Origin of the sequence: Fictibacillus norfolkensis, assembly GCF_014836645.1 — a bacterium.
Lineage (GTDB): Bacteria > Bacillota > Bacilli > Bacillales > Fictibacillaceae > Fictibacillus > Fictibacillus norfolkensis.
The window spans coordinates 1-25,742 of record NZ_JACSQM010000014.1 but is presented as its reverse complement, the minus strand read 5'-3'; the positions used below and the strand labels follow the sequence as shown (position 1 = coordinate 25,742).

The window sequence follows — 25,742 nt, the reverse complement described above, 5'->3', positions numbered from 1 at the left end:
CGCTTTCCGGGGGGCGTGCGGTGAGCCTCTTAGCGCTATGCGCTATTAAGAGTCTCACCTGTCCCGCTGATCCCCCAGGAGTCTCGCACCTTGCACTACAATCAACTTTGCTATGATGCAGCAAAATCTAAAGCAAAGAATCTATTTTGTGTCAGCATTTTAAACAGAAAAAGGCTTTGGCCCGCTTAAATAGGCTGTGGCCAAAGCATTACCTTATTGAATAAAGGATTTCAGTGTATGATACTCCGGATTACGTTCTAGCGTATCCTGACAATCCTCACATGTCGTTGTTACTTCTATATCTCCATTCTCTTTATAGGAGAGTAATTCCTGCCGTTCTTCGTTACTTAATGTTTCAAATCCAAGCTGTGCAGCATTAACAGTATGATGGTCTATTGAACCAACATGTGTTTTACAATGCCTGCACCGGTAATGAATAGCCATGCACAGTCCCCTTTCGGTTAGCATTATACTAACCATTATGAGCGGAACATGTGTAATCTATTCTTTAGCCGTTAAACTTATTCATAACTTTATCAAACGTTGTATCTAGAAAAGCTTCGCAAGCTTTCACAGATCGGTCGATACCATGTTCGATATCTACGAGTTCCTCTTTAGAAAAACGGTTTAATACAAAATCCGGAACTGGCTGTTGATTCGTCGGGCGTCCGATACCAAAGCGGATCCTCTTGAATTCTTGCGTGCCAAGATGAGCGATCATAGATTTAATACCGTTATGCCCTCCTGCGCTTCCCTTTGTACGAAGTCTTAGTTTTCCTGGTACAGTATCAAGATCATCGTACACGACGATCATGTCTTCTAAGGGAATCTGAAAATAATCCATGAAAGGCCCTATACATTCTCCAGATAAATTCATATACGTTAGCGGTTTTAGTAAGAAAACTTTCTCTCCCTTAACTACACCAGTTCCGTAAATTCCTTTGAACTTTGTTTGCTGCAGGGGGATGTTTAAGGAGTCTGATAATGTATCGATGACTTCAAAACCTATATTATGCCGGGTACCATCAAAACGGGATCCTGGATTCCCGAGCCCAATAAACAATTTCACTCTATGTTCACCTTACCTTCAATTGTCTTATAAACATTATACACAATTGGGATAACAGAATAAAAACGCAGCGGTCGCTGCGTTTTTATATTTATTCATTCTATTCGTCTTACTTTTCTTCTTCCTGACTGTCATCAGCAACAGATTCAGAGGATTCTGGAGCATCTCCTTCAGCATCCGCTTCTTCTGTTTCTTCATCTGTTTCTTCATCTTGAAGTTTTGGAGGAGTTACACTCGCAATCACTTCGTCTTCCTCGTGAAGAATTTCGTATTTTTTACCTGTAGGCAAGTCCTTAACAGATAAGGAATCACCGATATTCAAATCATCTACAGAAGCTTCCAATTGTTCTGGGAAGTCAGCAGGTAGTGCTTTAACATTTACAGTTGCAAGAACACGCTGAAGCACTCCGCCTTCTTTAACACCAACAGATTCACCTGTTAAAACAACCGGCACCTCTGCTTCTGTTTCTTTATTTAAGTCAATTGCTAGGAAGTCTACGTGCGTAACAGAATTTTTCAAAGGATGAACTTGCATATCCTGTACCATGACAGAATAATTCTTTCCATCTACTTTTAATTTAAGTACGCCATTCTTACCAACTTCTCTGTAAGCTTTAATAAATTCTGGCTCATCAACAGATAGAGCTACAGCTTTAGTCCCATAACCATATAAGTTTGCTGGGAAATGCCCTTTACTTCTTAATTCCGTTAAGATCGAACGTTTGTCTGTATTTCTTTTTTCGACTGTTAGATTCGTTGCCATAATGAGATCCACCTTTCCTATTTCGAGTCTCTTTAAAGGATTACCCGAACTGAAAGATTTTAAAACGTGAAGTTAGAAATCGATTAAGCAAGCACTTCTTAAGCGAAAATTGATAATGCTGACTTGTTGCTCTTGAAAGTGGTTGATTTCCGTTCCAGGATGCTCGCTTTCCGGGGGGCGTGCGGTGAGCCTCTTAGTGCCTTGCACTATTAAGAGTCTCACCTGTCCCGCTGATCCCCCAGGAGTCTCGCACCTTACACTCCAATCAACTGTTCAAAGATGAGTGAAAAAATTCCAAAAACAACTTTCTCTATAGAAGACTTTATATCTTAATCAAACAATTTAGAAACAGATAGTTGCTCGTGCACGCGAATAATTGCTTCTCCTAATAAAGGAGCTACAGAAAGCTGTGTTACTTTATCAATCTTCTTCTCTTCAGGAAGTACGATCGTGTTTGTAACAACAAGCTCTTTAATAGAAGAGTTCTGGATACGATCCATTGCAGGGCCTGAAAGTACAGGGTGTGTACAGCATGCGTAAACTTCTTTTGCACCGTTTTCTACAAGTGCATTAGCCGCTAAAGTGATCGTTCCAGCCGTATCGATAATATCATCGATTAAGATCGCTGTTTTCCCTTCAATGTTACCTACGATATTCATAACTTCAGATACGTTCGGGCGAGGACGTCGCTTATCAATGATAGCGATTGGTGCTTTTAAGCGATCTGCCATCTTTCTTGCTCTCGTAACTCCGCCATGATCCGGTGAAACGATTACGATATCGTCTAGTTCTTTATTTGCAAAATAATTTGCTAAGATCGGCACACCAAGTAATTGATCAACAGGGATGTCGAAGAAGCCTTGAATTTGAGTCGCATGAAGATCGATTGCAATAACACGTGTTGCACCAGCCGTTTCAAGCAGGTTAGCTACAAGTTTAGCTGTGATCGGCTCGCGGGCACGAGCTTTACGGTCTTGGCGTGCATAACCATAGTAAGGCATTACTACGTTAATTGTTTTTGCAGATGCACGCTTTAAAGCATCAATCATGATTAATAGTTCCATCAAGTGTTGGTTAACCGGGTCACTCGTTGATTGAATAACGTAAACTTCACAGCCACGAATACTTTCTTCAATGTTAATCTGAATTTCCCCGTCACTAAACTTGGTTACTGAACTTTCTCCAAGCTCAATTCCAATGTGCTGAGCAATCTCCTTTGATAATTCCTTGTTAGAATTTAACGTAAAAACTTTCAATGTAGGATCTACATACGTACTCATTGATGGCTCCATCCTTCCCCACTCTTAAAATTATTGGTTTTGCTTTTCGTTTAACTTTTGAACGTAGTTTTCTTTTACAGTTTGACGCGATCTTGCAATGGATAATGACTCTGCAGGAACATCGTTTGTAATTGTTGATCCTGCTGCAACATAAGCATTTTTGCCAACGGTAACCGGAGCAACTAAGTTAGAGTTACAACCAATAAACGCCCCATCTTCTACTTTTGTTAAGAACTTATTCTTACCATCGTAATTCACTGTGATAGATCCGCAGCCTAAGTTTACATCTTTTCCGATCTCAGCATCACCGATATAGCTAAGATGAGACGCTTTACTTCCTGTACTCATCACAGATTTTTTTATTTCTACAAAGTTTCCGATCTTTACTTTGTTCTCAAGTACGGACTTTGGACGGATGTGAGCAAATGGACCGATAGCTGTCAGATCTCCAACTTCACTATCGTGAATAACAGATTGACGAATCGTGTTTCCATTTCCAATAACACTATCTTTGATCTCAGATTGAGGACCGATAATGTTTTCTTCGCCTATTTTCGTTTTCCCTAAGATTACAGTCCCAGGATAGATGACCGTATCGCTACCGATTACCGCGTCATCTGAAATATAGGTTTGATCAGGATCGATCAACGTAACACCATTTCTCATGTGGCGTTCGTTGATTCGTTTCTTCATATAACGTTCAGCTTGCGATAATGCCACTCGATCATTTACACCAAGTGTTTCATTGAAATCTGGTGTTTGATAAGCAGCTACTACTTCGCCTGCATTTTTTAAGATTTCTATAACATCTGGCAAATAATATTCACCTTGTACGTTTTCGTTGTTCACTTGTTTAAGCGCATCAAATAACGCTTTATTATCAAAGCAGTAAGTTCCTGTGTTGATCTCAGTAACTTTACGCTCTTCTTCTGAAGCATCTTTGTGCTCGACATTGCGTTCTACAGTTCCTTCGCTGTTACGGATAATGCGTCCGTATCCAGTAGGGTCTTCCGCCTTAGCTGTTAGAATCGTTGCTTTTGCACCAAGGGACTCATGTTCAGCAATCAGCTTTTCCATTGTTTCCGAAGTAATAAGAGGTGTATCACCACAAACAACAAGTGTGATTCCTTCTTTATTTGCTAGGGCGTCTTCCGCCTGCATAACAGCATGTGCTGTACCAAGCTGCTCTTCTTGAAGCACGTACTGAACGTCAGATCCTAGTTGATCCTGAACTTTTTCAGCACCATGGCCGACAACAGCCACCAACTGTTTCATTTGAAGAGAGTTGATCTGATCAACAACATGTTGAACCATCGGTTTCCCACAAACAGGATGTAACACTTTATATAACTTGGATTTCATCCTTGTTCCTTGACCCGCAGCAAGAATGACCGCATAGCGATTTGTCATTGTGAACCTCCATCCATTTTCCTATATCTTTAATATTTCTTAACATACCATTACGAATATATCTTAAACCCGTATTCATTTCAAGAAGTGACGCGGGATTGTCAATGGTTTGATAAATTTTATTTAAAAATGAGGTGATTTTTATGAATGTAAGGGGTATATATAGGAAGGTTCTTTCTTATGAGGAAAAAAAGAGCAAATAAAAAGAACCTAATCATTCTGACCAGGCTCTAAATTCTTATTGAGATATTAAGAAGCTCCTGCTTCTTCTAAAGCAGACTCCATCTCTCCCATACGGTGATATTCTGTTAACACCGCGTTTTGGATCTTCTCACGTGTACTAGACGTGATCGGATGCGCGATATCACGGAACTCTCCGTCTGGTGTTCGTTTGCTTGGCATAGCTACGAACATTCCATTATTGCCATCAATTACCCTAATATCATGAATGACAAATTCATGATCGATTGTAATGGAGGCAATCGCTTTCATACGGCCTTCTGTATTTACACGGCGTAATCTTACGTCAGTCACTTCCACTCACAAACACCACCTTTTTCCAAAATAAGAACGTAATACTACAATTCTGCAGCTTTTTACAAAATCCTTCTTGGAATAATAAAAATTTTTAAAAAATTTGTGACGCCCTATCTCGTCTAGTGTTTTGAGGATCGTATTAAGTATTTTTATTACTTTTTAGAGGTGCAATTTAGAGGGTTAATTATCATTTTTACGAACAAAAAGAACCCATTCCAAGAGTGAAATAGGTAGTGAAAAAAATTTCAAGAGAAAAAATAGGTCGATTTCAGCTATTTTGAATTGTTCAAAATCGGCACTACTTATACCTATTGGGGTATTAGATGTGGTAATTCTAGAAAAATTAAACTTAATTCTAGAAATTTTGAAGATAATACAGCGAGTTTTTCATATAATCCGGCGAGTTTTCCTCATATAACGGCGAGTTTACAGATTTCGACAACAAAAAGCCATCCCTATACCCTCAAGCCCCAATAAAGAGCCGCGGACTCACAGCTGCTATATAAAGGGACCTTTTAAAAAAGGAAAAAAATAAGCCCCACAGGGACTTATTTTGTAAGTGCGATAACTTCGATTTCTACTTTTGCATCTTTTGGGAGCCGCGCAACTTCTACGCAAGAGCGCGCTGGTTTATGTTCGTTAAAATATTCAGCATACACTTCATTAATATCAGCAAACTCGTTCATGTCGCTAATAAAAACCGTTGCTTTTACGACTTGATCAAGCGAAGATCCTGCTTCTTTCAATACCGCTTGCAGATTTTGAAAAACTTGATGAGTCTGTTCCTTCACATCTCCATCGATCATGACGCCTTCTTTTGTAAGAGGAATCTGACCTGAACTGAAGAACAATTGGTCGATTATGATTCCTTGAGAATAAGGGCCGATTGCCGCCGGTGCTTCTTCTGTATGAATTTTTTTCATCATGCTTGACCTCCGTTTAGAAAGTAATTGCCTTTTTCCACTTCGATGCGATTTTCTTTTTCGTTCACTTGTGCAAGTCGTGCAATGGAAACATAATCATCTACAAGTCTCTCTGAAACTTCTTGAGCCTCAACGAGAACACCGATACCTTCAATGTGTGCTTGAAACTCTTCGATCAAGCTGATCATTCCCTTGATGGTTCCGCCCGCTTTCATAAAGTCATCGATGATGAGTACACGTGACCCTTGTTTGATGCTTCTTCTTGCAAGAGCCATCGTCTGAATACGTTTGGTCGAACCTGAAACATAGTTGATACTTACGGTAGACCCTTCTGTTACTCTGCTGTTGCTTCGTACAACGACGACCGGAACGTTTAGATGTGTAGCTACTGCGTAAGCAAGCGGGATGCCTTTTGTTGCGATCGTCATCACTACATCAATTTTCCGCGATGAGAAAGCAGATGCGAACAGCCTTCCGATCTGGTTCACTAATCTAGGGTTTCCGATGATATCTGTGACGTACAAATACCCTCCAGGCAAGATACGGCTAGGGTCTTCAAGCAGCTCAACCAGTTCTTTTACCGTTTCTTCCGCTTCTGCTTGGTCTATGCCTGGAATATATTTAACACCGCCGGCCGCACCTGGAACCGTTTGAACATGTCCTAAACCGTGTTGTTCAAAGTGCTCTTTAATAATAGCAAGATCTTCACTGATCGATGATTTCGCCGATTCGTACCGTTCTACAAAATAAGATAAAGGGATGAGTTGATGGGGATGGTGAAGAAGGTAACCTGTTAAATCTACCATTCTTCCGCTTCTTTTTAATTTCATATTATCCTCCAAAACCGAATGTTTGAAGATAATATACCATTTTTATACGGATTTTATCAATCATTCCCCTAATAAACGAACAGCATAAACTTCATGACAAAAGCCTCTTAAACCGTTATACACTCTTTGAAGTCGGGATTCGTGCTGAAACAGACCGAAAACAGTTGGTCCGCTTCCACTCATAAGCACAGCGTCTGCTCCGAGGCGCATCATCTGCTCTTTAATGTGTTTTACTTCCGGATACATCTTGAGCGTAACCGATTCCAAAACATTCCCTAAAAGGCTGCAGATCTTATCGTAATCTTTTTCCTCGATGGCTTTGACCATCCCTTCTACATCAGGATGCTTAATGCCCTGAAGCCTTAAGTTTCGATACACTTCACCTGTAGAAACTCCGATCGGCGGCTTGGCTAAGAGGACCCAACAAGGAGGCGGTGACGAGATATGATGAATCTTTTCACCTCGCCCCGTCGCTAAAGCTGTTCCTCCATACACGCAAAAAGAAACGTCTGAACCGATCTTCGCACCCAGCTCAGCCAATTCATCCAATGACAGGCCAAGTCCCCATAGTTCATTAAGTCCTTTTAGTGTAGCTGCCGCATCACTGCTTCCGCCCGCTAGTCCTGCTGCAACAGGGATGTGCTTAGATATATGTATATAAACACCTTTTGTAATGTTAAATGTTTTCTTTAAAAGCAATGCTGCCTGAAAGGCTAGATTTCGTTCATCAAGTGGTACAAAGCCACCGGAACTTTCGATTTTAATTTCGTCTGCCTCTAATAAAGTTAGTTCGATCCGATCAGCCAGATCTACCGTTGTCATTACCATAGCCACTTCATGAAACCCGTCTTCTCTTTTACGCAACGCATCGAGAGAAAGATTAATTTTTGCTGGAGCTTTAATGGATACTTTATTAATTGTCATCATTATCCCTGCCTACCATCTTGCACAATTTTGATATTTTTAATAGTAACACAGTATGTGACGTGATATATAGAAAAAATCAAACCTTCTCTGTAGAGGAAAGCCGGAGACGCGATTGGCCTCCGGCTAGAACTACCGCATATTTATCTGTTCTCGCTGTTAAAGCGTTGTTCAGCGATCTCTAGAGCCCGTTTTACCATATTGCCTGCGTCTTTAGAGCGAATTCCGCCCCAGCCTTCACGCTGAACAGTATCATAAAAGCCAAGTTCTTTTGCGATCTCAGTTTTTAACCCTTCAGACATCATCCCATTTTTTCTTCGTCCCATAAGAAAACCCCTTTCATAGGCGATACATCATAGTATCTCCAAAAGGGGTTTTATCTTACGTGATGATGCTGATTATATGTATTTATTATGCCGACCCACAACCAGCAAGTAAAAAAAATAGCAGTAAAGACTCTTACTGCCCGATTGCTGCTTGTGTATCTTCTAAGAATGTAAGTTCTACTGTTTCTGTGAGTACATCCGCGTAACTATAAGAAACACGTTCAAAAGCGTTGGTGTCCTGATCTAATTTGATAATAAAAACTGCCGGGTATGTTTCTTCCAGTGTTCCAAGTCGTTCGATCGTTTTACGTCGACCACCGTTCGCACGTAAAGAAAGTCTTCTACCCACGTTGGACTCTAAAGAGCGTCTAATGTCCACTATTGTTTTACCCATTTTAGGCTCCACCTCACTTAGACAAATTATAACACGAATCGTGTTTTTTTGTCAAATTAAAATTTTTATTATAGCAAGCAAAGCATTTTCATGTCAATGACCAAATATCCTTTTTTTGCTTTTTTTAGTATGCCAAATTTCCTGTCCATTATGTATAAAATGAGTATTTCTTACAAATAATTGTTTAATTCGGGAACTTTTGATATAAATTTCTTACATTTTTTCTTTTTTTGGTACGACAAAAACCCGTAAAATATAGATGTTTTCAGATGTGATCCTAACGCAAAAAAACTCCGAATTTCTCCGGAGTTTGATGGGTTAAGGTTTTGATTTAATCGGCATTCCTGTTCTTAGGAACCCCTTTGTCTCAACACCACCTAATCCTTCTTTACCTGTTAAGGTGTTGCGGAGGACGTCCATGACGTTTACGCGGTCCATAAAAGACGTCAAACTGATCTTTGAGACAATATAGACCGGATCGAGCGCATGGATATTTATACGAGCAGGTGAGCTGGCAAAATTAGAGCCTACTTTTATTAAAGATTCAAAATGGGATTGACAGGCACCTGCAAAGATCATTAAATGATCGAGATGTGTATATTTTCTTCTAACTTCGCGAACGGTTCTAACGAAATATTTTGTATGACGATACGCATTCACATCTGTCACATCGCCTTTTGACTTCATATACGCATCATGTCCCGTTATAACAAGAATATCAGGTCTAACCTCATCCACAAGCGCAGGAACTTTCTCAGGCATCTCTGATTCCTTCATATGAATGCCATACACAGGCACTCCTAGCTTCTTATAAAGCTCCAAACATTTATTTAAGTATAAAGGGTCTCCGTCAATATGAAGCACTCTACCAGGAAGCTCAAAGTAGGATTGATCATATTGATATCCATTCGTCGATAAATACTCTCTCTTTTGCCTTAATAAATAGTAGTCCTGTCTGAATAATTTTAATGAAGACTCTTCTTTTTCTTTTTCGACTTGCCTATGCTCAGACATATGCTTGTCATCAACAACAAATAAGTCATCGACAGGGGCATCTGCCCAGAGTCTGAGTTCTTCTCCAGCGAGTTCAGCAATGGTCCGATCCTCACTGAATCCTACAACCCGAAATAGTAAATCTCGTTTGTAAGAGTTTCTGCTTACAATTGATCCAATCTCTAGTTTCATTTTACTCCCCCTATTCGGAGTAACAAGCTCCATAGCTCCCTCTGTTCCTTTTATAAGGTTATGTGAGAGAAGGGGGAAAAATGAGGTTTATTTTACAAGAGGTAACAGAGCATCAGCTAATTTTCCGAATTCCTCTATAGAAAGGGTTTCTCCACGACGTTTAGGATCGATATCGATCGATTCTAGTATCGTTTGAAGCTCTTCTTTCTTATCTTTTGGAACGAGCTGGCTTGTTAGGTTGTTCCAAAGCGTCTTTCTTCTCTGTGCAAATGATGATCTTACAACAGTAAAGAAGAAGTCTTCATCCTTAACTGAAACGGCTGGTTCTTTTCGAATTGTCAGCTTAATGACAGATGAATCAACATTTGGAGCCGGAACAAAAACTGTTTTAGGCACCTTGATCATCGTCTCAGCTGTAGCGTAATATTGGATCGCAATAGACAGCGAGTTGTAATCCTTTGTACCTGGTGAAGCTGCAAGACGGTCCGCAACCTCTTTTTGAATCATACATACGATGCCTCGAATAGGAAGCTTATCTTGCAGAAGTTTCATTATAATCGGTGTTGTGACGTAATATGGCAAGTTCGCGACAACCATGAGATCTTGCCCTTCTTCAAAATGTTCTTTAATAACAGCGTGTATATCCGCTTTTAACACATCACTATGGATGACATCTACATGGGGATAAGGAGCTAACGTTTCTTCTAATATAGGTAGCAAGCGTTGATCAATTTCAAACGCTACCGCTTTTTTTGATGATCTTGCAATAAACTCCGTTAATGCTCCGATTCCAGGACCAATTTCAATGACGCCTGAATCCTCTGTTAAATCTGCCGCATTTACGATATTGTTTAAGATATTGCGATCGATCAGGAAGTTTTGACCCAGACTCTTTTTAAACGTAAAGCCATGCTTCTCGAGTATGGCTTTCGTCGATTGCGGAGTCGATATATCTTTTCTCATATGCTTTTATTCCTCCTCATTGCTATAAAGCGCCTTTAACGCCTGCTCAAATTCCTCTGGTGTGACTCTGAACATATTAAGACGTTTATGTAATTGTTTTGCATTCATATAACCCAAGCGCAGCTCTCTTCCGATCACTTCACGTCTATGTTTTGAATCAGGGCCGCCCGTTAATCCCGCAGCCATCAGATCGTCCCAGGTGATCAACTCATCCTCTGATTCTAATAGTTCTTCTCTAACATGCTCAAGCGCATCGACAATGGATTCCCTTGATGCATGCTCCACGCCGACACCCTTATCTCCCTTTGCGATGGCATCTACTTTTTCTAAATAAGCGTGTTTACAGCCTGGCACATGCTCCGAAATGATCTCTCGTATTCTCTTGCCCGGAAAATCCGGATCGGTAAAAACAATGATCCCTCGAGTCTCATGTGCTCTTTTGATGCGGTTTAACGTATCTATGCTGATTTCTGAACCATTTGTTTCTATTGTATCTGCTAAAACAGATCGTTTTATAGCAAGCGTATCGCTTTTTCCTTCAACTACAATAATTTCTTTGATTTTTTTCATGATTTCCTCCAAAACGGTGAAACCTTTTTAGGTATTGCAACGTCTAATGTATTGAACGACAAAACATCTTTTACTAGTATACCCCAGGCGTCCAGAAAGTCTAGGTCTTCACAGTAATGAGAATCGTTTTGCGATCTCGTTGTCCCCGCGCACAAAAAAAGCACAGGGATTTTTCCCCATGCTCTTAATATTAATTAATGATGCGAATTTTAACTGATTTTCTTCCCCAAGACTCTGCTTGTGACTGTGAAGAAAAGAATACGTCAATCTTATTACCTTTAATTGCTCCCCCAGTATCTGAAGCAATGGCATATCCATATCCTTCAACATACACTTTTGAGCCAAGTGGAATCACACTAGGATCGACTGCGATAACTTTCGCATTTGGATTTGACTTTAAGTTGAATCCAGTAGCCGTAATCCCTGAGCAACCAGCACAATTAGCTGTATAAGCTGTACTTGTTACCGTTATTTCTCGACCGCCAGAGCTGCTTGATGCGGATTGGCTACGAGATACAACAGGCTGTGGTTTTGGCTGTGGCTTTGCTTTAGTACCAACAGCAACAATTTTATCTGAGCTATCTGATAACGTTTTTTCACTGATCAGTTTTCTGGAAATCTCTTTCCCATTTTCCATAACTACTTCAAAGCGCTTTTCACGTTTACCTTTTGTTCCATCTTGCACGACACGCTCTTTACCTTTTGTTAACCCGCTGTCTTTACGGTTAACAACAGCAAACGGTGTTTCTTCTTCCACTACATCGGTGACCTTTTCTACTCGGATGACTTCAACCTGTGTTTCGCCAGTAATTTTATCTGACTTAGCAGGTGATACTCGATCAATTTCACCTAAAGATACCTTTTGTTGCTTCAAAAGGTCAGCGACGGTAGTCGAAGTGGTCCAAACTTGCTGAGCTTTTCCGCCTACAACAAGCTTAACCGGGAATGCTGATTCGATCTGGATCTTACCTTGATCCTTAATATCAGCAGTCAGATTTGGCTTAATAGAATCATGCTCTTTTAACGTTAGCTGCTGTTCTTGGACGAATTGTTCAACAGTCTTCGCTGTCGTCCATATCGTTTTTTCCTTGCCGTTCACGGTAAGGCTGATTTCTTTTGCTTGTAAATAATCGATCTTCATGTTGTCAGTCACCTTGGCATCAAGACCCGGTTTAACTGAATCATGTTGATTTATCTTTATGTTTTGTTCGCTTAATAGTTCTCTAACTGTGTTAGCATGCGTGTTCACTTCTGTTTTCTTTCCGTCTTGGATTAGCGTTACATTAGCTTTCGTAGTTTCATAACCTACGAACCCACAAGTTACGGCTAAAACGAAAAGAGCAACGATGGAAAGATAGACTTTCTTCTTTGTGAAACGTGAGAACAAAGCTGTAATATTCCTATTCATTCAATTTCCTCCCCTACAAGGACTGCATTATAAATATCTTTTTTCTCTCTGTCAAATCACCCTCCTTTTCGCCATGAATTGACCCAAGGCCATTATGAGCGGAAAAGAAGAAAAAAATAAAGGAAAACCGTTTGACAAATTTCCTTTACCTTTTGTCAATTCTTGAAAGATTAGCGCGATATTTCTTATGCTTTGATAGTTTCCGACAACATCCCCTATCGGTTCATGTTAAAAATTCGGAACGCGTTGTCGGATGTTTTCTCTATGATGTCTTCAAGCGGAAGATCTTTTAATTCAGAAAGCGTTTCTGCAACATACTTTACATAAGATGGTTCATTTCTTTTTCCTCTTAACGGATGAGGACTTAAATATGGACAATCTGTTTCAATCAAGAGCCGGTCCAACGGAATTTCAGCAGCGACTTCCTTAACCTTTTTTGCATTCTTGAACGTTACTGGTCCACCAAAACTTATGTAAAAATTCATTTCCATACATTGACGTGCAACTTCGATGCTCCCGCTATAGCAGTGCATGATACCGCCAACCTCATGGGCTTCTTCCTCTTTCAATATGTCTACAACATCTTGCGTTGCTTCACGGTTATGAATAACGATCGGAAGCTTTACCTTTTTAGCAAGTCGAATCTGGCGTCTGAAAACTTCTTTCTGAACATCGGCAGGCGACTTGTCCCAATGATAATCGAGTCCCATCTCGCCAAGGGCAACAACTTTTGGGTGTGCTGCTAATTCCTCAATCCAATCCAGATCTTCATCCGTCATGTCAATCGCATCCACTGGATGCCAACCTACACAAGCATAGATAAAGTCGTATTGTTCTGCCAGCTGCATCGCACCTTTAATTGTTTCACGATCAAAACCGACAACAACAATATGTGTTACACCTTCATCTAACGCCCGCTGAATCACTTCTTCGCGATCTTCTTCAAACTGTGTTGCATTTAAATGTGCATGTGTGTCAAACATAGTGTACATCCTTTCAACTTTACAAATCTTATCACATTTTCCATTCATTCGGGTAACAGTAGCATTACAAGTTAGTTACAACGTAGGTTAAAAGTCCTATTTTAGACAGTGAAATTACAGGAATTGACTGCCAAATGGACTAAAAATGACAAAAAAGCGGGGAAATGCTCCCCGCTTTTTGTGTTTATTTTACTTTTGAACCGTTTGGAAGTAACGGGTCAACGGTTGCTAAAGTTAACTGGCCATCAGAAGATCCGGCTAGAATCATTCCCTGAGAAAGTTCGCCGCGTAATTTAACTGGTTTCAAGTTTGTTACGCAGATCACTTTTTGACCGACAAGGTCTTCTGGCTTGTAATACTGCGCAATACCAGACACGACTTGGCGTTTCTCATAGCCTATGTCTAACTGAAGCTTTAAGAGTTTATCTGCTTTCTTTACAGGTTCTGCTTCAAGAACCGTGGCTACACGAAGGTCCACTTTCATAAAATCATCGATTGTGATTTCTGGTTTCTCGTCACTAGCCTGCACTTCTTCTTTCTTCGGTTCTTCTGCTACAGGAGCCGAAGAGCCGCCCATAGAATTTTTAATAAATTCTACTTCTACCTCTGTCTCTAAACGAGGGAAGATCGGGTCACCCTTTTCAACCTTCGTTTTCGCAGGGATCGCACCGAACTCTTTTAATGAATTCCATTCTGTAAGACTCTTGTCAGCAAGACCTAACTGACTCCAGATCTTCGCTGGCGTTTCTGTCATGAATGGCTGGATCAATACAGACACAATGCGGATCGACTCTGCTAAATGATACATAACACTTCCGAGCTCACCTTTTTTAGCTTCGTCTTTCGCCAATACCCACGGTTGAGTCTCATCAATATATTTGTTCGTACGGCTGACTAACTGCCAGATCGTTGAAAGCGCGATGGAGAACTCTAGTTTTTCCATAGCTTCTTCTGTTTTTCTTACTGTTTCCAGTGCAAACTCTTGAAGTGTCCCATCAAACTCAGTTACTTTTCCTTCATATGAAGGGATCTCTCCATCGAAGTATTTACCGATCATCGCAATCGTACGGTTCAGCAAGTTACCAAGATCATTTGCAAGATCAGCATTTACTCGATCTACGAAGCTTTCTGGAGTAAACACACCATCTGAACCAAACGGAACTTCACGTAGCAAATAGTAGCGCAGCGGATCTAATCCGTAACGATCGATCAGAACATTAGGATCCACTACGTTTCCTTTGGACTTAGACATCTTGCCGTCTTTCATCAAGAGCCATCCATGTGCAATAACTTGTTTGGGTAAAGGCAGGTCTAGCGCCATCAACATGATCGGCCAATAGATCGTGTGGAAACGAACGATCTCTTTACTCATCAAGTGAACATCAGCCGGCCAATACTTTTTGAATTTATCTTCGTTCTCACTGCCGTATCCAAGTGCCGTAATATAGTTAGACAATGCATCTATCCATACATAGATCACATGCTTAGGATTTCCCGGAACTTTTACTCCCCAATCAAAAGAAGTACGTGATACAGCCAAATCTTCTAGACCAGGCTTGATAAAGTTGTTGATCATCTCACGCTTACGTGACTCTGGAAAAATAAATGAAGGGTTTTCTTCATAATATGCTAATAAACGATCTGCATATTTACTCATGCGGAAGAAGTAACTTTCTTCTTTTACTTTCTTCACTTCACGTCCGCAATCTGGACATTTTCCATCTTCAAGCTGACGCTCTGTAAAGAACGATTCACAATCCGTACAATACCAACCTTCATATTCACTTAAATAGATATCATCTTGATCAAGAAGCTGTTGAAATATCTTTTCGACAGATTTCTTATGTCTGTCTTCTGTTGTACGGATGTAATCATCATAAGAGATGTCCATCTTTTTCCACAGCGCCTTAATATCATCAACAATACCGTCTACGTATTTTAGAGGATGAAGGCCTTGTTCATTTGCTTTCTTTTGAATCTTCTCGCCATGTTCATCTGTTCCTGTTAGATACATAACGTCAAAACCTTTTAGACGCTTGTAGCGGGCCATCGCATCTCCAGCTGTCGTTGTGTATGCGTGACCGATATGAAGTTTGCCACTTGGGTAATAAATAGGTGTTGTAATATAGAATGTTGGTTTCGCCATTCTAGCCGCCTCCTCAAAATAATAACCTTATAGTAAAAGAAAACTTGGCTGACGCCAATCTTTAGCGTCAGCCTTAGTTGCGCTTTTTACTATTTAAACTTGTGCAACGTCTAAAAACATCGTGCTAACAAGTTACACTTTCTAATAGTGGAAAAATAGCCCCTCCATTTAGGGGCTATTTGTGTTTCTGTTAGGAAAAATCTAACTGCAACAGGAAATGTATCTTTTTACAATATTATAAGAAACTGTTTGCATTAGGACATAAAAGTAAAACAGTAATCGAAAGATTTCTATGTAAATACTTTCATTATTCTCTTTTCTTCCTTCAAAATATACCTAATGCATGGAAAGCGTGTCAAGGCATACTAGCTGATGGACGAAAAGGAAAATTGGATAGTATTTTTTCGTTGTTAGTTTTGTCGAAATTTGACGTATTATTTTAGCAATATTTCCAGTTAAAAATTTTCATCTTTTACACATTATTGAATTTTTTATGACAATATATGAATATATCTTCCAATTCAGGGTTTTGGAAGTATTATAATATGGGTATAGTCTAGTAAATTCAATGGTAAAAGACTATAAAATGTTTAAGTCAAAACTATTGACGACAATTGGAAATCTTGGTAAGATGTTCTCGTAGGATTTTGTCGAATTCTGACGATTTAAATAGATAGGGAAATCTTTTATATATTTGAGAGGAGAGATTTTATTATGAAATCTACAGGAATTGTACGTAAGGTGGACGAATTAGGACGTGTCGTTATTCCAATCGAATTACGCCGTACTTTAGGAATTGCAGAGAAAGATGCTTTAGAAATTTATGTTGATGATGACCGTATCATCCTTAAGAAGTACAAGCCAAACATGACTTGTGCAGTAACTGGTGAAGTTTCTGATGATAACTACACAGTTGCAGGCGGAAAGATCATCCTTAGCCGTGAAGGTGCTAAAGAGGTAATGGACGAACTTCAAAAGCAACTTCAAACATCAAAATAAGCCTAATACACAAGAGCCTTCGCTTTAGAAGGCTCTTTTCCTTTGTCTAGGTCTTATCATCGTTTTATTCTTCGATGCTTTTGGAAGTGGTTGATTTCCGTTTCAGGTGCTCGCTTTCCGGGGGGCGTGCGGTGAGCCACTTCGTGCTTCGCACGGCTAAGTGTCTCACCTGTCCCGCTGATCCCCCAGGAGTCTCGCACCTTACACTGCAATCAACTTAATCAATGAAGATAATGGAAGAACAAACAATTCAAAAACAAGTAAAGATAAGGAATTTTTAAGTTGTCAGGTCAGCTTCTTATCATCCTCTACCCTTATAGCCTACAACCCGTGATATTCTTGGTAGACTTCCCGCTTTGGTACGTTTCGGTCTACTGCTGCTAATTTTATGGCTTCTTTTGGTTTTTCGCCTTTTTCAACGTAATGCTCTACGTGATCTTTTACAGATAAAGGTTCCCACCATTGTTCTTGTTCTTCTGCTTCGAATTCTTTATTTCCATTGCCTTCTACTACTAAACAGAACTCCCCGCGGATTTCTGTGTCTCCCTGGCTGAAGAACTCTGATACTTCTTGTAAGGTACCGCGTGTGATCTCTTCGAATTTTTTGGTGAGTTCACGAACGACAGCAATGTTTCGATTTTCTAATACGCCGCTCATGGCTTGGAGTGTTTCTTTTAGTCGGTGTGGTGCTTCATAGAAAAGAAGGGTGGATGGAAATCGTTTCAGATTTTCAAGTTCCAGCTTTTTTTCTTTTTTTCCACGTGGTAAAAAACCATAAAAGGTAAACAATTCGGTATTGAGTCCTGATGCAACAAGGGCAGGCAGTGCCGCGTTTGCTCCAGGCAACGGGATAACGGGTATGCGCTCTTCTACGCACTGAACGACTAATTCATATCCCGGATCTGAAACACCTGGCATTCCTGCGTCTGTAACAAGAGCAACCTGTTTTCCTTCTTTTAATTCTTCTAAAAGCTTCTTGCCACTCTGCTGTTTGTTATGATCATGATAACTTGTTAGAGGTGTGCTGATCTCAAAGTGGTTGCATAGTTTTTTTGTCTGTCTTGTATCTTCCGCCGCGATCACATCGGATTCTTTTAGTATACGGATCGCGCGGTATGTCATATCTTCCAAGTTGCCGATCGGTGTTGGAACTAAGTACAGCATGCCGCTGTCTGTATCACTGCTGTAGCTCTTTTGCTGCCACATACGAAACACTTCCCTCTTTTATCATTCTTTCTTTTTGAGCACGGTTTAGTTTTTTTACAGCAAACTCCATACGCATCGCTTCTTGTTTGGTAGGAAAAGCCTGTTGAAAGACGAGCTTTAAAGGTCCTCTTCCCCTCGTATACTTGGCGCCTTTTCCTTCTTCATGCTTTTTAAAGCGCTTTTCTAAATCATTCGTATACCCGGTATAATAACTTCCGTCCTTACATTCGAGGATATATAGAAAGTGCGTATTATTTTCCATCTTCGCCATAGAACATCCTTTTTAACTGTTCCGTGTATTGACCGTCTTCCCCATACACCGTAACAGGAGGCAGAATGTGCAGATCAGGTTTACCGTTCTTCATTCCTTCTATTAAAAGCATGTTCGCTTCACTGCCTGCTTTCGGATAGATCAGCTGCAGTTTTTTGGGCTCAAGTTTATACTCTCTCATATAAGCTAAAATCTCCATAAGCCTGTTCGGCCGATGAACCATTGCAACTTTGCCGCCTTGTTTCACAAGCTGACTGCTCACACGGATAACATCTTCCAACGAACAGTGAATTTCGTGACGCGCGACGGCAAGGTGTTCGTTCTGGTTAAAATCTTCTTCATGTACAGATGCAAAGTACGGTGGATTACAAGTGAGGGCATCGAACGAACCATAGCCATATGCAGAGGGAGCGTCTTTTATATCTGCTAGGTCCATCTGAACCTGTTCTTCTAGATGGTTTAACGCTACACTCCTCGTTGCCATGCTGTGCAATCTTTCCTGAATCTCTACTCCCGTAATCTTTGCTTTAGACCGCTTGCTTAACAAAAGAGCAACAGCACCATTACCGCTGCACAGATCAATGATCTTTCCCTTTTGAATCGGAACCCACGCGAAACGGCTTAATAACACGGCATCTAGTGAAAAAGAAAAAACAGAGGGACTTTGTATGATTTTTAAATCTTCATGTACTAAAAAATCAATCCGTTCATCTTGCATTAGATCACTCACAGTCTTCCCTCTCTTTCTTCTATATAATAGGTTGAGTTTATATTGGTTTTTTACTGATCATTCATTGGATGTTCCACTTCATAGGATATGGGACAGTTTCGGAACTCGAAACTGGTCATATTAGTATACTTAGGTGGGTATTCAGCTCGTTCAATCCAGAAATCTTCGGATCCAATCCGAAAGTTTCTGCATTTTATCCACGAGATTTGACTCTCAATCCAAAAGTATTTGCTGTTTATCCACGAGTCTACAATCGTCGACAAATTTCGCTAGCTACTCCCTCTCTTATACCCCTATATGAATGTTCTTCTTTCAGGAACTAGCCGCCTACCGCACAATTACAGCCAGACTTAGTTGCGCACAAACACTGCCATATAAAAAGAAGCCTTCCCATTTGGAAAGGCGTTTATTTCTTATTTAAAAATGAAAGACAAAACAAACAATCTCCCTCTGAACGTACACTGCCGTAATGAAGGTTGCAGATGTGGAATCCTTCTTGGTAGAGACGCGCCAGATTATCATAACCTTCACCAATATCGGTAGGTTCTTTCTTGGCTTTAGAGGCTACAGACTTTTTAACAGAACTCCGCTTTTGATCGGCATTCAGCTTGTTTCGCAGATTTTCATTTTCCATCACGAGATGGTGGTTTTCTTCAATTAGTGCAGCCAAATGAGTCTTGAAATCTTCCAGTTGCTTTGACAGCACCGTGATTTGCTCTTCCATCTGTACTACGCGGGAAAATATTGTTTTCTTTTCCACGAATTCCACCTCTTTTTACTCTGTGGCCTGACTGAATAATTCCTCTCTCTTACTAGCGAGCTCGTCCAAAGTGAACTCTGTCGTTCTTTCCATGGCTGGAATGTTCACTTGGATGACCTTCTCTAGCAAGTTCAAGCCGACAACGCGACCAACACCATGAGGGGTCATAATCTCTTCACCAACATCAGGCATTTCTTCTTTAGCTTCTTCATAATAGTCGTTCTCATACTTCAAACAACACATCAAACGGCCGCAAAGCCCTGAAATTTTCGCAGGATTTAAAGAAAGGTTCTGATCTTTCGCCATCTTGATCGAGACTGGCTCGAAATCTCCAAGAAATGTTGAACAGCAAAGCATTCGCCCACACGGACCAATTCCGCCCAGCATCTTCGCTTCATCCCTAACACCGATTTGCCTGAGTTCGATTCTAGTACGGAAGATAGAAGCCAGGTCTTTAACCAACTCCCGGAAATCGATTCTTCCGTCTGCTGTGAAATAAAAGATAATCTTGTTTCGATCAAACGTATATTCAACATCGACAAGCTTCATATCCAGCTTATGCTCGATGATTTTTTCCTCACAACTTTGGAACGCTTCCTTAGCGGCTGCTTTATTTTCTTCTACAGACAAAATGTCTTTCTGTGTCGCGAGCCGAACGACCTTTTTTAAAGGAAGAACAACATCATTCTCCCCGACTAGTTTCTTATCGATAACTACCTTGCCATATTCTATTCCACGCGCCGTTTCCACAATGACGAACGCGTCTTTTTTCACTTCAAGGTCGCCGGGGTCGAAATAATATACTTTACCCGCTTTTTTAAAGCGGATTCCCACTACCTCATACAAGGTTTTATCCCTCCCGTAATCGTAAAACCAACTGCTCCATCACCATCAAGGGGCTGACGTTGCTCCTGAGTCTAGCTTGAGCAGTCAGTATCGCTTGCAGGGCTTCACCCGTCTTTTTTTGCGAAGTGTGAAGAGCCTGCTGCTCTAATGCTTGAAGCTGATCGAAAAACACAACGTTTTCCGAGTTTGATAAATGTATAGATAAAAGATCTCGATACCAGATCAAAAGTAAGTTTAAAGCTAAACGTAACTGATCTTTTTCTTTAAAAAAACTTAAATACTGATCTTGCAGTACAACAAGACAGTAATCAGGCCGGAGCCTCAAGTCCTCCGTTAATTGTATCACTTTGGCTCTTGCTTGTGCAAACCACTCTTCCCTACAAATTTCGAGTGCTTCCGCATAATCCGAAGTCAAAGAGGACGCCAACATGGCTACTGGTTTTGGTATATCGTCCTTCAGTAATTTCTCTAAAATCCCTTGTGGGGGAAGGGGTGAGAAGGTTAATGTCTGTGCCCGCGAACGGATCGTATCAAGCAGACGATGAACCTGTTCTGTTAAAAGAAGAGCGATCGTATCGTTTCCTGGCTCTTCTAAAAACTTTAAGAGGCTGTTCGCCGCCTGAACGGTCATCTTATCAGCATGCTCGATGATGTATACCTTTTTCGAAGACTCCATCCCACTGTATGCAAACTCTTTTTGAAGTCCTCTTATCTGGTCGATCTTAATGTTTTGGCCATCTGGTGCGATGATATGCACATCAGGGTGGTTGCCAGATGTTATCCTCTTGCAGTTCGGACAGCTTTCACAAGGGTTTCCATCCTCACTATTTCTGCAAAGATACGTTTTAGCGAGAACCGTTGCAGTCGCCATCTTTCCTGTTCCATGAGCCCCTTCAAAAATATATGCATGAGCAAGGCGCTGTTTTCTTATACTGTTTTTTAATAATTTCACAACACGAGGCTGTGTTTTGCTGCACTCTTCCCAGCTCACCATATCTTACTCACCTACTACGTATATAAATTAACTAACAAACCTTTAATTTCTCCGATTCTATCAAGCAGAGTGATCGAATCTTTCTCTTGGCTGAGAACAGCTTCTGTCAGCTGAATCAGATGTTCATCTACTTCTTTAACGAGCTTAAGAGTGCGCGACCTGCCTTGTTCGTTCCAGCTTTTATTCTGCTTAAGCTGCATACCGAAATCAACGGCTTCTTTTACGAAGCGTTGAACCAAGTTTTTATACAGCTGCAGATCTCGTACTGTTTGTGATTGAAGCAGTCTTTTGCCTTGATTCTCTATATCACCTAACAGTCTTGTTAACTGTTCAGAATGTAGTTTCTCACTTTGTTTGGATACAGCTTCACCAAATGAAAGAGATGGCTTTTTCCCGATCTTTCCATCGTTTTGTTTCGTATCCAGAATGGGTCTTATATCTTGGCCAATTTTCATAATAACCCCTCAATATATTTAAAATTGCTGAAAGCTTTCAACGGGCAGAACAAATACAGTCGCGCCGCCTACTTCAACTTCAACCGGGTATGGCACATAAGCATCTGCATTGCCTCCCATCGGCGAAACAGGTGCCACCATCTGATTACGGCTCTTGCAGTTCTCCCGGATAATCTCCATAACATCATCGATCTGAGCATCTTCCACACCAATCATAAACGTTGTGTTCCCTGCTTTCAAAAATCCTCCTGTTGTCGCGAGTTTTGTAGCACGGTAGTTTTTATCAACCAGCGCATCTTGCAGTCGGTTGCTGTCTTTATCTTGAACAACGGCTATAATCATTTTCATGGCAAATGCCCCTCTCTACTTTTTCTTATGATTCGATAAAAGTTGATCTAAATCCTTTACGATCTCTTCAAACACTGCATCAGGGCTCTGTTCACCATTAATTCGAACGATTCGATCAGCTTGTCTTGAAAAGATTTGAGCAAATCCTTCTCTCACTCGTTCATGATATGAAAGGTCTTTCTGTTCGATTCTGTCTAAATTCTCTGTTCCATAGCGAGCTTTCATTCGCTCTTTTCCAACTTGCGGAGAAACATCTACAAAATAGCTGCGGTGGGGTACAAGTCCACTCGTTGCAATGTTGTTAACTTGCAGCACTCGTTCCTCACCCACACCAAGGCCAAACCCTTGGTAGGCAAGCGACGCATCAACAAATCGATCACACAGTACGACTTTTCCTTCTTCTAATGCCGGAATAATCTTTTCATGTACATGCTGTGCACGCGAAGCCGCGTAGAGTAGAACTTCTGTAAGATCATGCATTTCTTTATGCTCTGGATCTAAGACAAGCGCTCGTATCTTATCGCTGATATTTGTACCGCCTGGTTCACGCGTTTGGATAAAATTCACCTGATGTTTTCGTAAATACTCAGCAACCTTCTTGATCTGTGTTGTTTTTCCTGACCCGTCCGGCCCTTCTAATGTAATAAATAAACCTTTCACAATTACTGCCCCTTACCTATGATCAAAAACATATATCAAATGGTCCTCGGTAATTCCTTGGAACCGAGCACCTTTCTTTTTTAATGAAGAATACTCATCTATATGTTTCGAAGTAATTTGTTCTCCTTTAGCGACAAGCGGAATTCCTGGAGGATAGGGAATAACAGCTTCTGCTGCTACCTGTCCTTCTGAATCCATCATCGACTTAGGTTTTGCTTGTAAACCTCTCATTTCTCTATACGAAAGTGCTAATCTGCTTACTGGCGACAGCCCTTTTAGAGATTGATCCGTTCGTTGTCTTGTATCATAACGAGCGAGCTGATCTGATTTCTTTTTAATTACCTTTTGCAAGTCCTTCGTATCATTCAGCGGACCTAGAGGCAATACAAACAAGACATTTCTATCATCTGCTAACTCTGTATACAATCCTTCTTTTTCAAAAAATTCCTGAAGCTCATATCCTGATATTTCCCTATCAGACTGAACGGTAATCTTTAATGGATCAAGCTGATAACGATCTGGAGCTTTCATAACCTTAAGATGAGGAAGAGACTCGATATACATTCTTAGTTCTTCAGATTGAGACAAAATACATTTGATCTCGTCGCTGCTCAAATTTTCAAGGTATAGTCGGCTAAGATCGAGTGAAGCCATGATCAGATAGGATGGAGAGCTAGACTGTACCAACTGCAGCGCATGCTTTAATCGGTGAATATCCACTCGTTCACTGTTTACATGTAAATAAGCGCCCATTGTCAGTGCAGGGAGAGTCTTATGCGCAGATTGCACAACCATATCTGCCCCTTTATGTATCGAGCTGATCGGCATATCCTTTAATCCGAAATGTGCTCCATGAGCTTCATCGACTAAGACAACGCCACCCACGCTATGCATAAAATCAGCAACTTCTTGAATGTCTTGCTGCATGCCATAATAAGTAGGGTTAGTTAGAATAATGCCTTTCACATTCGGATACATCTCAACCGCTTGTTTGACCGTTTGAAGATGCACGCCTAATGGATATCCGCCCTCTTCATCCATTTCCGTATGAAGAAATATCGGTGTAACCCCTGCTAACTCCAATCCATTCAACACAGATTTATGACAGTTGCGTTGTACGAGTACGATATCATCGTTGTAAAATGAAGAAAGGATCATCGCATGATTGCCACAAGTGCTTCCATTTACTAAAAAAAAGCTTTTTTTTACTTTGGAGTAGGAAGCTAACAGCTCTTGTGCCTCTAAGATCACACCTTCAGGGTGATGCAGGTCATCAAGTCCTGAAAGCTCAGTAACATCAAACGGTAAAACAGATTGAAAGCGGGCTCTAGCCTTCTCTTCAAAAATGTGTCCGTTCTTATGTCCTGGTACGTGAAAAGACCATTTATTTGTAAGACTATGATTCATTAATGCTTCATAAAGCGGCGCATATTTCATCACAAAATTCCTTTATATTTCAAACATTTTTTGATTTGATTACTATCTTTATTCTATCACAGTTTCCTTTCCTACGAATTTGCAGCAACAAAAAAACAGGCTGACGAACAGCCTGTTTTCTTATGAAGACGCATTTACTAACTTTAACTTTCTTAGTTGTGATAGATAATGTTTATAATATTCGTCATTGGTTTTCGCGGTCAGAATTTTATGCTCACATTCTCGGCAAATAAACTGATGAAGAATGTGTAATCCTCGATCTTTCTTCTCTTCACATACCATACAAATTTCCCCGTACTGTCGTGTCGCTTTCATTCTTCCACCTCCATAATTGCCATTGTAGCCAGAATTATTTATTCATATACGTTTATTCAGATTATTTTGGATACTCTATAAAATGTATGAGACTCTGGGCTTTGTTGTGTCTGTCTTTATTCAGTTCATGAAAATAAACCAAGTTCGCGTCTTCATGGTCCATTAATCCCCCCTGTGAAGCGGTTTAAAACTATTTGATGTGCTAAATAGGCATTTTATTTGCTTTATTGAGTTTTTTGGGTGGGAGGTTGTTTTGTGAGGGTGATTTGCGTGGGTGTTGGTTGAACAATATGGTTATGGTGACGGTTGTAAACCTTCGGCGGTGTCGAAAATTTGATAAAATTTTTTATCTACGGATTTTTGAAGAGTTTTACGGATATATTTAGGATTACCTCGTATAAAAAGAAGATTACCTCGTAATTATGAGCGGTTAGAGTAATGGGTAGAGCTGATTAGTGGTGTGGGAGCTTGAAATCAGGGGTGATTTGGTTAGGAATGATGGTTGTAAGAGCGGCTAGCGTTCCTTTTGATGGGATTTTTGGAGCTTTTGCGGAAGAATATCGCGTGCTGGAAGATGGCTCTGGCCATCTTCTTCCTATTTTGAGGGTTGTGAGAGGGGTTTCGTGGTTGAAACTGATCTTCGAAATATACGGAGTGGGGTATCTCCGTGGTCTATTTAAGTCGGAATGCACAAAATTAAGTCGAAATGAGAGCGAATTAAGTCGGAATGAACCTCCATTAAGTCTAAAATCAAAAATAAAGGCCGTTCGCTAAATCTCGACAACCGCTCCCTGCCCGATCCAAGCTCTATACCCCCGAGCTCGAGCCCTCCAACCCCACTCACCCATCATCAGAAGTTTGGCGGCTGCCAAACCACCTTATTTCTTTTTTTGAACACAAAAAAAGAAGATGGATGTTCATCCATCTTCCTCATTGCCTAGCGACGTCCTACTCTAACAGGGGGAGACCCCCAACTACCATCGGCGCTAAAGAGCTTAACTTCCGTGTTC

Annotated in this window: 30 protein-coding genes and 1 rRNA gene; 2 read left to right on the top strand and 29 right to left on the bottom strand. The window is 40.6% G+C overall.

The genetic code is table 11. The annotated features are described in order from the left end of the window. Positions 1–213: 213 nt before the first annotated feature. The 17 genes from fin to metG all read right to left on the bottom strand — a co-directional run bounded on the left by fin (position 214) and on the right by metG (position 15,711). Entirely contained in the window at positions 214–444 is a 231-nt protein-coding gene (fin, locus tag H9648_RS19325; protein WP_191755355.1) for an anti-sigma-F factor Fin, read from the bottom strand. A 64-nt stretch (positions 445–508) separates the two neighbouring features. Beyond that, entirely contained in the window at positions 509–1,069 is a 561-nt protein-coding gene (gene pth, locus H9648_RS19320) for an aminoacyl-tRNA hydrolase (protein WP_191755354.1), read from the bottom strand. A 109-nt stretch (positions 1,070–1,178) separates the two neighbouring features. Next, the gene (locus tag H9648_RS19315; protein ID WP_191755353.1) at positions 1,179–1,832 is read right to left on the bottom strand and encodes a 50S ribosomal protein L25/general stress protein Ctc; all 654 of its coding nucleotides are present in this window, start codon (positions 1,830–1,832) and stop codon (positions 1,179–1,181) included. A 329-nt stretch (positions 1,833–2,161) separates the two neighbouring features. Further along, entirely contained in the window at positions 2,162–3,112 is a 951-nt protein-coding gene (locus H9648_RS19310; protein ID WP_066390512.1) for a ribose-phosphate diphosphokinase, read from the bottom strand. A gap of 30 nt (positions 3,113–3,142) precedes the next feature. Next, positions 3,143–4,522: a bifunctional UDP-N-acetylglucosamine diphosphorylase/glucosamine-1-phosphate N-acetyltransferase GlmU gene (glmU, locus tag H9648_RS19305; RefSeq protein ID WP_191755352.1), complete on the bottom strand. Its 1,380-nt coding sequence runs from the start codon at positions 4,520–4,522 to the stop codon at positions 3,143–3,145. Positions 4,523–4,771: 249 nt separating this feature from the next. Further along, complete coding sequence (gene spoVG / locus H9648_RS19300) at positions 4,772–5,062, bottom strand: septation regulator SpoVG (protein WP_066238133.1); 291 nt, start codon at positions 5,060–5,062, stop codon at positions 4,772–4,774. A 545-nt stretch (positions 5,063–5,607) separates the two neighbouring features. Next, complete coding sequence (locus H9648_RS19295) at positions 5,608–5,985, bottom strand: RidA family protein (RefSeq protein WP_191755351.1); 378 nt, start codon at positions 5,983–5,985, stop codon at positions 5,608–5,610. After that, entirely contained in the window at positions 5,982–6,812 is an 831-nt protein-coding gene (gene purR, locus H9648_RS19290) for a pur operon repressor (protein WP_144704810.1), read from the bottom strand. Before purR ends, H9648_RS19295 begins: the two co-directional genes overlap by 4 nt. A 60-nt stretch (positions 6,813–6,872) precedes the next feature. Next, the gene (gene ispE, locus H9648_RS19285; RefSeq protein ID WP_191755375.1) at positions 6,873–7,736 is read right to left on the bottom strand and encodes a 4-(cytidine 5'-diphospho)-2-C-methyl-D-erythritol kinase; all 864 of its coding nucleotides are present in this window, start codon (positions 7,734–7,736) and stop codon (positions 6,873–6,875) included. 143 nt (positions 7,737–7,879) lie between these two features. After that, positions 7,880–8,062, bottom strand: a complete 183-nt coding sequence (locus H9648_RS19280; RefSeq protein WP_144704807.1) for a small, acid-soluble spore protein, alpha/beta type — start codon at positions 8,060–8,062, stop codon at positions 7,880–7,882. Positions 8,063–8,195: 133 nt separating this feature from the next. Further along, a complete protein-coding gene (gene veg / locus H9648_RS19275) occupies positions 8,196–8,456 on the bottom strand; it encodes a biofilm formation stimulator Veg (RefSeq protein ID WP_066238125.1) in 261 nt (86 codons plus the stop codon). A gap of 318 nt (positions 8,457–8,774) precedes the next feature. Then, the gene (yabG, locus tag H9648_RS19270) at positions 8,775–9,641 is read right to left on the bottom strand and encodes a sporulation peptidase YabG (RefSeq protein ID WP_144704804.1); all 867 of its coding nucleotides are present in this window, start codon (positions 9,639–9,641) and stop codon (positions 8,775–8,777) included. Positions 9,642–9,728: 87 nt separating this feature from the next. Continuing rightward, entirely contained in the window at positions 9,729–10,604 is an 876-nt protein-coding gene (gene rsmA, locus H9648_RS19265) for a 16S rRNA (adenine(1518)-N(6)/adenine(1519)-N(6))-dimethyltransferase RsmA (RefSeq protein ID WP_191755350.1), read from the bottom strand. Between the two features lie 6 nt (positions 10,605–10,610). Then, a complete protein-coding gene (rnmV, locus tag H9648_RS19260; RefSeq protein ID WP_191755349.1) occupies positions 10,611–11,174 on the bottom strand; it encodes a ribonuclease M5 in 564 nt (187 codons plus the stop codon). Between the two features lie 190 nt (positions 11,175–11,364). Further along, on the bottom strand, positions 11,365–12,582 hold the full coding sequence (locus H9648_RS19255) for a resuscitation-promoting factor (protein ID WP_191755348.1): 1,218 nt from the start codon (positions 12,580–12,582) through the stop codon (positions 11,365–11,367). A 215-nt stretch (positions 12,583–12,797) separates the two neighbouring features. Continuing rightward, positions 12,798–13,565 carry a TatD family hydrolase gene (locus H9648_RS19250; RefSeq protein WP_191755347.1) on the bottom strand — a complete coding sequence of 256 codons (768 nt, stop codon included), beginning with the start codon at positions 13,563–13,565 and terminating at the stop codon, positions 12,798–12,800. Between the two features lie 184 nt (positions 13,566–13,749). After that, a complete protein-coding gene (gene metG, locus H9648_RS19245) occupies positions 13,750–15,711 on the bottom strand; it encodes a methionine--tRNA ligase (RefSeq protein ID WP_191755346.1) in 1,962 nt (653 codons plus the stop codon). Positions 15,712–16,425: 714 nt separating this feature from the next. On the opposite strand from metG, the gene abrB reads away from it, so the two are divergent. Beyond that, positions 16,426–16,710, top strand: a complete 285-nt coding sequence (gene abrB, locus H9648_RS19240; protein ID WP_066285380.1) for a transition state genes transcriptional regulator AbrB — start codon at positions 16,426–16,428, stop codon at positions 16,708–16,710. Between the two features lie 321 nt (positions 16,711–17,031). On the opposite strand, the gene rsmI is transcribed toward abrB, so the two are convergent. From rsmI to H9648_RS19185, 11 genes are all read right to left on the bottom strand, one after another. Continuing rightward, the gene (rsmI, locus tag H9648_RS19235) at positions 17,032–17,916 is read right to left on the bottom strand and encodes a 16S rRNA (cytidine(1402)-2'-O)-methyltransferase (protein ID WP_191755345.1); all 885 of its coding nucleotides are present in this window, start codon (positions 17,914–17,916) and stop codon (positions 17,032–17,034) included. Beyond that, on the bottom strand, positions 17,888–18,178 hold the full coding sequence (locus H9648_RS19230; RefSeq protein ID WP_191755374.1) for a GIY-YIG nuclease family protein: 291 nt from the start codon (positions 18,176–18,178) through the stop codon (positions 17,888–17,890). The genes rsmI and H9648_RS19230 overlap by 29 nt, the downstream gene beginning before the upstream one ends. Next, a complete protein-coding gene (locus H9648_RS19225; protein WP_191755344.1) occupies positions 18,168–18,917 on the bottom strand; it encodes a tRNA1(Val) (adenine(37)-N6)-methyltransferase in 750 nt (249 codons plus the stop codon). Before H9648_RS19225 ends, H9648_RS19230 begins: the two co-directional genes overlap by 11 nt. Before the next feature lie 406 nt (positions 18,918–19,323). Next, positions 19,324–19,677 (bottom strand): DNA replication initiation control protein YabA, encoded by a 354-nt coding sequence (gene yabA, locus H9648_RS19220; protein ID WP_144704788.1) that lies wholly within the window; start codon positions 19,675–19,677, stop codon positions 19,324–19,326. A gap of 15 nt (positions 19,678–19,692) precedes the next feature. Then, complete coding sequence (locus H9648_RS19215; RefSeq protein WP_191755343.1) at positions 19,693–20,523, bottom strand: PSP1 domain-containing protein; 831 nt, start codon at positions 20,521–20,523, stop codon at positions 19,693–19,695. Positions 20,524–20,527: 4 nt separating this feature from the next. Then, positions 20,528–21,517: a DNA polymerase III subunit delta' gene (gene holB / locus H9648_RS19210; protein ID WP_191755342.1), complete on the bottom strand. Its 990-nt coding sequence runs from the start codon at positions 21,515–21,517 to the stop codon at positions 20,528–20,530. Positions 21,518–21,531: 14 nt separating this feature from the next. Further along, a complete protein-coding gene (locus tag H9648_RS19205) occupies positions 21,532–21,972 on the bottom strand; it encodes a YaaR family protein (RefSeq protein WP_144704784.1) in 441 nt (146 codons plus the stop codon). Positions 21,973–21,990: 18 nt separating this feature from the next. Further along, positions 21,991–22,320 (bottom strand): cyclic-di-AMP receptor, encoded by a 330-nt coding sequence (locus H9648_RS19200; protein ID WP_066390471.1) that lies wholly within the window; start codon positions 22,318–22,320, stop codon positions 21,991–21,993. Between the two features lie 15 nt (positions 22,321–22,335). After that, positions 22,336–22,980 (bottom strand): dTMP kinase, encoded by a 645-nt coding sequence (gene tmk, locus H9648_RS19195; RefSeq protein WP_191755341.1) that lies wholly within the window; start codon positions 22,978–22,980, stop codon positions 22,336–22,338. Positions 22,981–22,992: 12 nt separating this feature from the next. After that, positions 22,993–24,417: an aminotransferase class I/II-fold pyridoxal phosphate-dependent enzyme gene (locus tag H9648_RS19190; RefSeq protein WP_191755340.1), complete on the bottom strand. Its 1,425-nt coding sequence runs from the start codon at positions 24,415–24,417 to the stop codon at positions 22,993–22,995. Positions 24,418–24,537: 120 nt separating this feature from the next. Beyond that, positions 24,538–24,732 (bottom strand): sigma factor G inhibitor Gin, encoded by a 195-nt coding sequence (locus H9648_RS19185; RefSeq protein WP_191755339.1) that lies wholly within the window; start codon positions 24,730–24,732, stop codon positions 24,538–24,540. A gap of 468 nt (positions 24,733–25,200) precedes the next feature. Here H9648_RS19185 and H9648_RS19180 point away from each other — a divergent pair, with 468 nt between their 5' ends. Continuing rightward, entirely contained in the window at positions 25,201–25,506 is a 306-nt protein-coding gene (locus H9648_RS19180; protein WP_191755338.1) for a hypothetical protein, read from the top strand. Between the two features lie 161 nt (positions 25,507–25,667). On the opposite strand, the gene rrf is transcribed toward H9648_RS19180, so the two are convergent. Further along, positions 25,668–25,742: ribosomal RNA gene (rrf, locus tag H9648_RS21100) — 5S ribosomal RNA — on the bottom strand; the annotation flags it as partial.